Here is a 9,782-nt window from a genome sequence, read left to right as displayed (position 1 = left end):
TTTACCGAAATAAACAATAGCAAAAGGGGCTATCCGACTTTTTGGACAGCCCCTTGATACAATCCAACTATAAATATTGAAAGAGCTCAATAACTATCGGCATGAACTCCTTTTACCGCACGACCTGAAGGATCGTTCAAATTTCTAAATGCCTCGTCCCAAGCCAACGCTTCAGCCGTACTACAAGCGACAGATGGAACAGACGGAACTGTCAACGCCGCACTCCTACTCGGGAACAGTTCTTCGAATACCGAACGATAATAGTATTCTTCTTTATTCATAGGGGTTTGTACGGGAAATTTTTCGGATGCATGAGCCATTTCTTCATCCGAGACTAAATTTGAAGTCAACTGTTTTAACGAATCGATCCAACTATACCCGACGCCATCCGAGAATTGCTCTTTCTGCCTCCATACAACCTCATCCGGCAACATATCAGAAAAGGCTTCCCGCAAAATTTTCTTTTCAATAACTTTTCCCGGTGACATTTTAGCTTCGGGATTTAATCTCATGGCAACATCAAGAAACTCTTTATCAAGGAAAGGCACACGCCCTTCAACTCCCCAAGCTGATAAGGATTTATTAGCGCGCAAACAATCATATAGATACAATTTACTAATTTTTCGTACAGTCTCTTCATGAAAAGCTTTTGCATCCGGTGCTTTATGGAAATAGAGATATCCTCCGAATACTTCATCCGCTCCTTCTCCGGACAATACCATCTTAATCCCCATTGACTTGATAACTCGAGCTAAAAGATACATCGGTGTCGAAGCTCTTACTGTAGTCACATCATAAGTTTCGATATAATAAATAACGTTCCGTATAGCATCCAATCCTTCTTGTACCGTATAATTGATTTCATGGTGAACCGTCCCGATATAGTCCGCGACTTTTTTAGCAGCCTTCAGATCCGGAGCGCCTTTCAAACCTACAGCGAAAGAGTGCAGTTGTGGCCACCAGGCATCCGTCTTACTGTCATTCTCTATCCGTTTTGCCGCATATTTTTTCGCAATAGCTGAGATTATCGAAGAATCCAAGCCTCCGGACAATAAAACTCCGTAAGGGACATCACTCATCAACTGCCGTTGTACAGCAGCTTCTAAAGACCTCTTTAAATCAGATATATCGACCGGGTTGTCTTTTACAGCATCATACTCCATCCAATCGCGAACATACCAACGCACTTGTTTTTTCTCTTTACTATAATAATAATGCCCCGGTAAAAAGGGTTCATAATGAACGGCATACCCTTCCAAAGCTTTCAACTCTGAAGCTACCATAATATGTCCGGCATTATCTGTACCTATATAGAGAGGGATAACCCCTATCGGATCACGGGCAACCAGATATTCATCTTTTTCCTCATCATATAACACAAAGGCAAATATCCCGTTCAGATCCTCAAGAAAATGAATTCCTTTTTTCCGATACAAAGCAAGTATCACCTCACAATCGGAACCCGTCTGAAATTCATACTCACCTTTTAACTGTTCACGAATCGCCAAATGATTGTAAATTTCACCATTCACCGTCAAAATGATTTTTCCGTCTTTACTCTTAAGCGGTTGTCCTCCTGACTGAGGATCTACGATCGAAAGCCTTTCATGCGCAAGAATCGCTTTCTCTCCGGTATAAATACCGGACCAATCCGGACCACGATGCCGCAACTTGTCGGACATTTTCAAAACTTGAGAACGTAATTTCGTTACATCTCCTGAAGCTATATCTAATACTGCTACTATCCCACACATATCATTTATCGTTATTTGGTTATTTTAAATATCGGTCTATGGCTTCAGCTGTCTTCTTTCCGGCAGCCATCGCTTTTACTACCAAACTTGCCCCCGTAGTCGCATCGCCACAAGCAAAGACCTTATCTACATTGCTTTTTTGTAAAGAATCGACAGCTATATTTTTCCGAGCATCCACAGTAAGCCCCAACTCGGAAACAATTCCCTCCAATGCAGGGTGTACAAAGCCCATTGCCAAAAATACCAAATCGGCATCAATGACCTCTTTTTTACCTGTCGGAAGCATCTGCATACGGCCATTTTCATCTCGTTTCCAAGTCACTTCTTCTACCTCTACGGCCTTTAGCCTATTCTTTTCACCGATAAATCTGATAGCATTCAACAACCAACGCCGTTCACAGCCTTCTTCATGCGAACTACTTGTTTTCAACACCATAGGATACATAGGCCAAGGTGTTTGCGGATTATCATGTACCGGAGGTTTCGGCATAATTTCTATCTGCGTTATTTTCGCAGCTCCATGACGATTGCATGTTCCGACACAATCCGAACCGGTGTCTCCACCCCCTATGACCAAAACTTTTTTTCCTTTAGCCGAAATCAAATCTTCAGATTGCGGAATAATACCTTCTAACACTCGATTTTGTTGTCCGAGCAATTCTAACGCAAAATATATACCTTTCATATCTCGTCCCTCAATCGGCAAATCTCTCGGGACTTCCGCACCGATTGCTATACACACGGCATCATACTTTTCAACCAAATCTTTTGCCGGAATATCTTTTCCGATTTCTGTATTCAAGACAAAATTGATTCCTTCTTCTCTCATAAGGCGAATACGGCGATCTATTACAACCTTACTTAATTTAAAGTTCGGAATACCGAAACGAAGCAGACCTCCAGGCAGCTCATGTTTTTCATACACGGTAACTTCATACCCTTTATGATTCAAACGATTCGCAACAGTAAGACCTGCTGGACCAGAACCGACCACAGCGACTTTTTTTCCGTTACGCTTCAGAGATACGGGTTTTACATATCCTTCCCTAAAAGCGGCCTCCATAATAGCGGCCTCGTTTTCCCGGATCGTGACAGGCTCATCCGCACTTAATTTCAACACACAGCTTTTTTCACATAATGCGGGACAGATGCGTCCTGTAAATTCCGGGAAATCGCAAGTTTCCGCCAATATCATATAGGCCTCCCGCCATTTTCCCCTATAAAGCAAGTCTTGCCATTCAGGTTGTTTATTCCCGACAGGACAAGCCCAATGGCAAAACGGCACACCGCAATCCATGCAACGAGATGCCTGATTTTTCCGATCAGCGCTATTTAATGTTTGTTCCACTTCACTAAAATCTTCGATACGATCATGTACCGGACGATATCCGGCTTCTTGCCGGTGTATAGTAAGAAATGCTTTCGGATTTCCCATTATATCTATTTTTTAACAATTCATCTAATAAACAACTAAAAATTAAGATATTGAAAGAGTATCAATAATCTCTTTGCATGTCAGCAATCTTCTGCTGCAATTTACGCATCTGCTCTTCCTGCAAGACTTTTTTATATTCAATAGGAACAACCTGAATAAATTGATCTGCATACTTATCCCACTCGTCAAGCATAACTTTTGCTAATTTACTCCCCGTATAATAATAATGCATACGGATCAGTTCGTGTAGCTCTTTCCGATAGCAGCTTTCTTCAATCAAAGATAGCTCTACCATCTCCATATTGCAGAAATAATCGAAATCATTATTTTTATTCCAAACATAAGCAACTCCGCCACTCATTCCGGCAGCGAAATTCCGTCCGGTAACACCTAAAACCACAACTCTTCCTCCGGTCATATACTCACAACAGTGGTCGCCTACCCCTTCAACAACCGCTATTGCTCCTGAATTGCGAACAGCAAAACGTTCTCCGACACGTCCATTTATAAACACCTCTCCCGATGTAGCGCCATAGAGTAATGTATTTCCTGCAATCGTATTCTCTTCAGCGATAAATGTAGAACGTATTGGAGGCATCAGGCTGATGCGTCCTCCACTCAATCCTTTCCCAAGATAGTCATTCGCTTCACCTTCGAGTTTGAAATGAACTCCATTTACCAAAAAAGCGCCGAAACTTTGTCCTGCAGAACCTTTGAATTTTACGTTCAACGTATGTTCAGGCAAACCTTCTCTTCCATATAAAGAAACAATGTGTCCCGACAACATAGCTCCTACAGAACGATCGGTATTGGCAATCGTATAATCTAAAGATATTTCTTTCCGAGATTCGATTGCCGCTGCGGCTTGTTGAATTATCTCTCTATCCTTTACATGATCGATACGATGATCTTGACTTTTTATCTGCCGAATTGCCGTCATTGCAGCTTGTTCAGGGAAATAAGTCAACCGTGAAAAATCGAGCAGGTCATACTTTGGGTTACTACGTATATCCTTTCTTTCCAACAAATCGGCACGTCCGATAATTTCATCTAAACTTGTAAATCCCATTTCTGCAAGATATTCCCGAACTTCTTCTGCAAGGAACGTAAAGAAATTCACCAAATATTCATGACGACCGTGAAAACGTTTGCGTAACTCTTCATCTTGTGTAGCAACTCCTACCGGACATGTATTCATGTGACACTTGCGCATCATAACACACCCGAGAACAATCAAAGCTGAAGTTGCAAAGCCAAACTCTTCTGCCCCAAGAAGAGCCATCAAAACAATATCCCTTCCGGTTTTCAATTGTCCGTCGGTTTGTAACCTCACCTGTCCGCGAAGTCCGTTCAATACGAGTGTTTGCTGAGTCTCACTTAACCCGATCTCAGGAGGCATACCGGCATATCTGATAGAACTGGCAGGACTAGCTCCCGTTCCTCCTTCAGCACCTGAAATGATAATTCGATCGGCCTTGGCTTTAGCAACTCCGGCAGCAATTGTTCCGACTCCGCTCTCAGAAACTAACTTGACGCTTATTTCCGCTTTGGGGTTCACATTTTTCAGGTCGAATATAAGCTGAGCCAAATCCTCAATCGAATAAATATCATGATGCGGTGGCGGAGAAATAAGGGAAATACCGGGAATGGAATGACGCGTCTTTGCAATGACTTCGTTCACTTTATAACCGGGCAGTTGTCCGCCTTCTCCGGGTTTAGCCCCTTGTGCCACTTTTATTTGTATTTCATCGGCATTCACCAAATATTCTGTCGTAACACCGAAACGTCCGGAAGCGACCTGTTTTATTGCCGAACGCATGGAAAGTCCGTTTTCCAAAGGAACGAAACGAACGGGATCTTCTCCTCCTTCTCCAGTATTACTACGTCCGCCAATTTTATTCATTGCCAAAGCTATTGTCTCATGAGCTTCTTTACTGATAGACCCGAAACTCATTGCTCCTGTAACAAAACGCTTCATAATATGCGAAACGGGTTCTACATCTTCGATAGGAATAGGATTCTTTTTAAACGTTAGAAAATCACGTAAAAATACAGGATCACTCTTTTCATCGACACTATGTGTATATTCTTTAAATTTCTTATAACTGCCTAAACGTGTAGCTAACTGCAAAGCAGATATCGTTTCCGGATTCCATGCATGCTTTTCTCCGTCTTTACGATATGAATAAACTCCCCTATTCGGCAGAAAAGCACCTACATCTCCACCAAAAGCATCCCAATGAAACGCTGCCACATCAGAAGCGATCTCATCTAAACGAATACCTCCTATCGGTGTTGTCGTAGAGCCGAAATAACTCTTACTCAATTCGGCAGATAAACCGACTGCTTCGAATATTTTAGCTCCTCTGTAACTTCGGATCGTAGAAATGCCCATCTTGCTCATTACCTTGAAAAGGCCCTTACATATAGCTTTTACATAATTTTTTTCTGCCGTTTCGTAATTTAACTGGATTTCTTGTTTCCGAACCAATTCATCCAACACGGCAAAAGCCATATAAGGATTAATGGCACTTGCTCCATATCCCAATAATAAAGCAGCATGCATAACTTCTCTCATTTCTCCGGTCTCGACAATCAATGCCGTCTGAACACGCTTCTGTACAGAAATCAAATGATGATGTACTGCAGAAAGAGCTAATAATGAGGGTATAGGCGCATGTACTCTATCAACATTCTTGTCACTCAATACAATATAATTTACTCCATCATCGACTGCTTGTTCGGCACTCTTGCACAAATGATCAAGAGCATCACGCATTCCGTCCTTTCCTTCTGCTACCACATAAAGCATAGGTAACTTTATCGTATTGAAACCTTTGTAACGAATATTACACAGGATATCCAACTGAGTATTGCTCAATATGGGATAATTGAGTTTTACCATTTTGCAGTGAGATTCGCTCGGAACAAGAATATTGTTACCGACAGCTCCGATATACTCTGTCAGGCTCATGACCAGCTCCTCTCTTATAGGATCGATCGGAGGATTGGTCACTTGTGCAAATTGTTGACGAAAATAATTATATAATAACTGCGGACGGGAAGACAATATTGCCAGAGGGGTATCATTTCCCATCGAAGATACAGGCTCTGCACCATTCACACTCATTGGTATGATAACACGCTCTATATCCTCTCGTGTATAACCAAATGCTCGTAACATACGGTCATAGTCGGTCACACGATGTTCAACTTTACGCCCGGATTTCAACTCGTCAAGTTCAACCCGGTTAGCTGCCAACCATGTTCGATATGGGAAAGCCTCTGCCAATTGTTTTTTTAATTCCCCATCATAATATATTTTCCCCTCTTCGGTATCAACCAATAATATTTTACCGGGCTGTAACCGCCCCTTTTCTTTTATCTCGTTCGCCTCAAAATCCATAACGCCGACTTCCGAAGCTACCACCATCATATCATTTTTAGTAATAAGATAACGAGCCGGACGTAGTCCATTCCGATCAAGCATTCCACCGGCATAACGTCCGTCCGAGAATAAAAGCGCAGCCGGACCATCCCACGGTTCCATAAGAATGCTATGGTACTCATAAAAAGCCTTGAGATCTTCGGATATAGGATTTTTTTCATTGAAACTTTCCGGTACAAGAATAGCCATTGCATGCGGAAGGCTCAATCCCGACATCACTAAAAATTCCAACACATTGTCCAATGAGGCACTGTCACTCATACCCGGCTGTATGATAGGACGAATGTCTCCTATATTATCTAATGCGGGAGATTCCAAAACACTCTCCCGAGCATCCATCCAAGCCCGGTTTCCCCGTATTGTATTGATCTCGCCATTATGAGCCAATAATCTGAACGGTTGAGCCAAACTCCATGTCGGGAAAGTATTGGTACTGAAACGAGAATGTACCAACGCCAAGCCGCTCGTGAAATAGTGATTAGTAAGATCGGTATAATAATGCCTTAACTGTAAAGAGGAAAGCATACCTTTATAAATAATACTTCGGGAAGAAAGCGACACGATATAAAAATCCTTTTGTATCGTGTCATCCGACAAACGTATTTTCTTTTCAATCCGCTTACGAATGAGATATAACTTTTTCTCCAACTCTTGCTGATTATTACACCCTGTAATAAACACTTGACGCACATCTGGTTCTGTTGCTAAAGCCTCACGACCTAATATAGAGGAATTTACCGGAACTTTTCTCAAATGCATTAATGTCAATCCTTCCCGCTCTATCTCGTCAATCATGATACTCAATATCATGTCCTGCAATTTTACATCTTTAGGAAGGAATATTAGCCCAGTACCATATTTCCCTTTTTCCGGAACTGGAATTCCCTGTAACAAAATAAACTCATGAGGAATCTGAAGCAAAATTCCTGCACCATCCCCTGTCTTATTGTCAGCACCTTCAGCTCCTCTATGTCTCATATTCTCTAAAACCTTAAGAGCCGAATCGACCAAATCATGAGATTTGCCACCATGAATATTTACCAACATCCCGACACCGCAAGCATCATGCTCATAAGAAGTATCATACAGACCTCTTTCAATATTAATTTGATCTATTTTTTTCATTATCAAAATCATTTTGTTTTAATAAAAGCAATAATATTAGCAAAATGCTTCACAAATGTATTATTTTATTTCTTTATGAAATACATAAAGAAAAAAAGTTTATATATAAATATTTATAAAAACAACCCGTATATTACAATTTAAAATATAGACAGAAATAATTTCAATAAAATGAAAGTATTAATACCAATATTACAACAAATTATTATATAGAAAATTTCAAAAGAAAAAAATTAAACTTATTAACAAAAAAGCCCGGTTGTAAACCGGGCCAAACACTCCAATTAATCAAAAGCCAATTTAAATTTTTCGATAAAAAATCTAAATCAAACTTGAACGAAATTGAAACAGATTCTAGAATAAATTAATTATTATAAGCAGTTTCTCCATGTTCATAAATATCAAGACCTTCTTCTTCTACACGACTTGGTACTCTCAGTCCATGAACGATATCCAATCCTTTAAATACGATATATCCCATGACTCCTGCCCAACAACCTACAACCAATGAGCCGAAAATCTGAGCAAAGAAAAAGTTCCAATTGCCGGAATAAAATAAACCGTCAGTCGTAGCAAATAAACCGACCAGAATCGTACCTAAAAAACCACAAACTCCATGTACGGAAGAAGCACCTACCGGATCATCAATCTTTAACACATGATCAATAAAACCGACAGAATAAATCATAACGGCTCCACAAATAGCACCGATTATAACCGAACCGGCTGGAGAAACCAGATCACAGCCAGCCGTAATACCTACCAATCCCGCCAATACACCATTTAACGTAAGAGATAAAGACGGTTTACCAAATTTCAACCAGCTAACGATTAATGCAAAGAATCCTCCTGCACATGCTGCTAAATTAGTAGTAAGGAATACATGAGAAATTGCGATACGATTTATCTCACCCGATGCAGCCAATTGAGACCCGGGGTTGAACCCGAACCATCCCAACCAAAGGATGAACACTCCTAATGCTGCAAGTGTAAGACTATGTCCCGGAATAGCTCTCGATTTTTTATCTTTCCCATATTTCCCTATACGAGGTCCCAGAATAGCCGCACCGACAAAAGCAAGTACTCCACCGACCAAATGTACTATAGTAGAACCTGCAAAATCATGAAATGTAATACCGAAAGTTTTCATCATAAAACTACTTTCGTCACTATTCATCAACCAGCCGCCTCCCCAAGTCCAATGACCAGACACGGGATATATTAATACACTTATAAATATTGTATATACAAGATACATAGAAAATTTTGTTCGTTCGGCCATCGCACCAGAAACAATAGTTGCGGATGTCGCACAGAATACCGTTTGGAAAATCAAGAAACCTTCAATCGGTAACCCGTTATCAATAATTTTATCCATAATATCCAGATCAAAGAAATGGGGTGTTCCGACAAATCCTCCCACGCCGAACATCAATCCAAAACCAATAAACCAATACAAAATAGAACCGAACATAAAATCGATAAAGTTTTTCATCAATATATTCGTAGTATTTTTTGTACGGGTAAATCCGGCTTCGACCAAAGCAAATCCCGGCTGCATCCAAAATACCAGCATAGCCGCCAACAACATCCAAACCGTATCAAGCGACGTCGCCAGATCGGCAATATTATTCATCGTAGCCGAAACAGCGTCAGGCTCTGTATCTACAACTGTCTGAGAACTAAGAGTTATCGCTGCAGAATCGGTCTTTACAGTAGCTGTATCTTGCGCCCATACCCCAATAAAACAATAAAATAACACTACAACAATTCCAAACCTCAATTTTGAGGTTTTACATATTCCATACTTATTCATAACTATCAAATCTTAATTAATACCTTATTTATTCATTTTCATAGAGTCTGTTATCTAAATTCTCCGATAAGAAAATTTTAAGATTTCTTTCAAGCTGTTTTCTCTTATCCGATAACCTACTATCATCCCTTATAAAACAGGAAAACACTTTCGACAGAAACTATCAAATCTGATCCGAGCATAATTGAGACAACCCTCTTAACC

General features: G+C 40.6%; 4 protein-coding genes. All 4 read right to left on the bottom strand.

What is annotated here, in order from left to right; translation table 11 throughout:
- Positions 1-86: 86 nt before the first annotated feature.
- Positions 87-1,754, bottom strand: a complete 1,668-nt coding sequence (gene asnB / locus AC0UMU_RS03720; protein ID WP_022601231.1) for an asparagine synthase B — start codon at positions 1,752-1,754, stop codon at positions 87-89.
- 19 nt (positions 1,755-1,773) lie between these two features.
- Positions 1,774-3,189: a glutamate synthase subunit beta gene (locus tag AC0UMU_RS03715; protein WP_022601230.1), complete on the bottom strand. Its 1,416-nt coding sequence runs from the start codon at positions 3,187-3,189 to the stop codon at positions 1,774-1,776.
- Positions 3,190-3,250: 61 nt separating this feature from the next.
- On the bottom strand, positions 3,251-7,762 hold the full coding sequence (gene gltB / locus AC0UMU_RS03710; protein ID WP_278714724.1) for a glutamate synthase large subunit: 4,512 nt from the start codon (positions 7,760-7,762) through the stop codon (positions 3,251-3,253).
- A 364-nt stretch (positions 7,763-8,126) separates the two neighbouring features.
- Positions 8,127-9,578 carry an ammonium transporter gene (locus AC0UMU_RS03705; RefSeq protein WP_009319434.1) on the bottom strand — a complete coding sequence of 484 codons (1,452 nt, stop codon included), beginning with the start codon at positions 9,576-9,578 and terminating at the stop codon, positions 8,127-8,129.
- Between the last annotated feature and the right edge of the window lie 204 nt (positions 9,579-9,782).

The organism is Coprobacter fastidiosus (genome assembly GCF_982245605.1).
Note: the sequence above shows the minus strand (reverse complement) of the source record. Positions and strands in the feature narration are given on the sequence as shown.

Coding starts and splice junctions, on each gene's coding strand:
- asnB (WP_022601231.1), bottom strand. CDS start 1,754: ATGTGTGGGATAGTAGCAGTATTAGATATAGCTTCAGGAGATGTAACG.
- gltB (WP_278714724.1), bottom strand. CDS start 7,762: ATGAAAAAAATAGATCAAATTAATATTGAAAGAGGTCTGTATGATACT.
- AC0UMU_RS03715 (WP_022601230.1), bottom strand. CDS start 3,189: ATGGGAAATCCGAAAGCATTTCTTACTATACACCGGCAAGAAGCCGGA.
- AC0UMU_RS03705 (WP_009319434.1), bottom strand. CDS start 9,578: ATGAATAAGTATGGAATATGTAAAACCTCAAAATTGAGGTTTGGAATT.